Genomic DNA, 1,908 nt, shown 5'->3' with positions numbered 1-1,908 from the left:
CCGACAAGCAGCACGCGCCGTGGCTCGAGCGCGTGCTGAGCCAGATCGAGGGCGCATACGGCGCACTGGAACCGCTCGTCGCGGCCGCGAACGGCTGGTTCGGCGGTGCGCGCCTGCTGCAGTCCGACGTGACGGTCGCGGTGGCATGGCGTTTCACACAGTTCATGGCGGCCGACTACCCGGTGCTCGCGCGGATCGACCCGGCCCGTTATCCGGCGCTGGCCGCGCATTCGGCGCGGGCGGAAGCGTTGCCGGCATTCGTCGAAACACCGCTCGTCTAGGTGTCGCGGCGGCGCGCGACGCGGTCCCGCGTCGCTGTGCGCCGCTCGCTCGGCCTTGCCAGGCAAGCCTTTGCCGATTGTTCTCGGCGGCTGACAAGTGACTTCGCATTCGTGCTGTTTATCCGGAAGCGGCCGGTCCCTAGAATCCACTCCATCGAATCACGCGTTGCCTGATGGAGCCCAAGATGAAAGCCCTGATCGAATCGAGCCTGTACCACCCGTCCGTCGTGTTGCCGCTTGCCGCGCTGACGCAGTTGATGGTCGAGCGCGATTTCAATCTCGGTCAGGTCGGGCTGATCGTCGCGGCGCGTGGCGCACAGGCCGCCGTGTCGCGCTCCCGTGCGCTGATTTTCTGCCGCCACTGCGAAGCGCAGGCATGAGGGCGCTGGCGTCGAATGAATGAAAAAAAGCCCGGCCGGTGCAAGCCGGTCGGGCGGATCGGGTTCGATCGGGCCCCGGCTTCGGCCGGGGCTTTTTCATGGGCGACGCTCAGGCGCGTGCCGGCGACACGACACCGTACATCTCCGATTCGTCGTCCTCGCGCATCTGGCGCACGAGCTGGTGGGCTTCGCGGCGCGACGCGACAGCCGGCGGCGAGCCCTTGAGCGGCTGACGTGCGGTTTCGGCGAGCGCGACGACCGACACGATACCGATCACGGCGGCGCCCATCATGTAGTACGCGGGCACCATCAGGTTGTGCGTGACGTCGACCAGCCACGCGGTGACGAGCGGTGTCGTGCCGCCGAACAGCGACACCGACACGTTGAAGCCGATCGCGAGCGCGCCGTAGCGGATCTCGGTCGGGAACAGCGCCGGCAGCGCCGACGGCATCACGCCGGTAAAGCACGACAGCAGCACGCCGAGGATCAGCAGGCCACCGAACACCGACACGGTGGTGCCCGCATGAATCAGCATCATCGACGGGATCGACAGCACGAGCAGGCCGACGCAGCCGGCGAGCATCACGGGCTTGCGGCCGATCCGGTCGGACAGGCGGCCGGCGGCGAGCGTCAGCGGCATCATCAGCACCATCACGATCAGCACGAGCACGAGGCTGTGCGATTCGTCGAAGTGCAGCGTCGACGACATGAAGCTCGGCAGGTACGACAGCACCATGTAGTCGGTCACGTTGAAGATCAGCACGAGGCCGACGCACAGCAGCAGGGCACGCCAGTTGCGCATCAGCGTTTCGCGGAAGCGCGCCTTCGGCACGGCCTTGTCCTGCGCTTCGCGCTCTTCGGCCTGGCGCTTGAACGCGGGCGTTTCCTCGAGCTTCATCCGGATGTAGAGACCGATCAGGCCGAGCGGGCCGGCGATCAGGAACGGCACGCGCCAGCCCCACGACAGCAGCGCTTCCTGCGACAGCGACGCGGTCAGCAGCGCGACGACACCGGCGCCCAGCACGTAACCGATCAGCGTGCCGAACTCGAGGAAGCTGCCCATGAAGCCGCGGCGCTTGTCGGTCGAGAATTCGGCGATGAAGGTGGCGGCGCCGCCATACTCGCCGCCGGTCGAGAAGCCCTGCACCAGGCGGGCGACGAGCAGCAGCACGGGCGCCATGATGCCGATCGATGCGTAGCTGGGGATCAGGCCGATCGCGAAGGTGCCGACGGCCATCATGATCATC

At 67.3% G+C, this 1,908-nt stretch carries 3 protein-coding genes; 2 read left to right on the top strand and 1 reads right to left on the bottom strand.

The window, feature by feature from the left end; genetic code table 11:
• Positions 1 to 281: glutathione S-transferase C-terminal domain-containing protein (locus JYJ84_RS35490; protein WP_374102163.1), on the top strand; the 281-nt coding region annotated here is incomplete at its 5' end.
• A 185-nt stretch (positions 282 to 466) separates the two neighbouring features.
• Positions 467 to 661 (top strand): hypothetical protein, encoded by a 195-nt coding sequence (locus JYJ84_RS35485; protein ID WP_236027292.1) that lies wholly within the window; start codon positions 467 to 469, stop codon positions 659 to 661.
• A gap of 109 nt (positions 662 to 770) precedes the next feature.
• Here the strand turns inward: JYJ84_RS35485 and JYJ84_RS35480 are convergent.
• Positions 771 to 1,908, bottom strand: a 1,138-nt coding sequence (locus JYJ84_RS35480) for an MFS transporter (protein ID WP_205190198.1), incomplete at its 5' end; no start/stop codon positions are given.

It is taken from the genome of Burkholderia sp. LMG 13014, assembly GCF_905232215.1.
GTDB lineage: Bacteria > Pseudomonadota > Gammaproteobacteria > Burkholderiales > Burkholderiaceae > Burkholderia.
The sequence above is the reverse complement of the archived record's forward strand: the minus strand, read 5'-3'. Positions and strand labels throughout refer to the sequence as shown.

Coding starts and splice junctions, on each gene's coding strand:
- JYJ84_RS35485 (WP_236027292.1), top strand. CDS start 467: ATGAAAGCCCTGATCGAATCGAGCCTGTACCACCCGTCCGTCGTGTTG.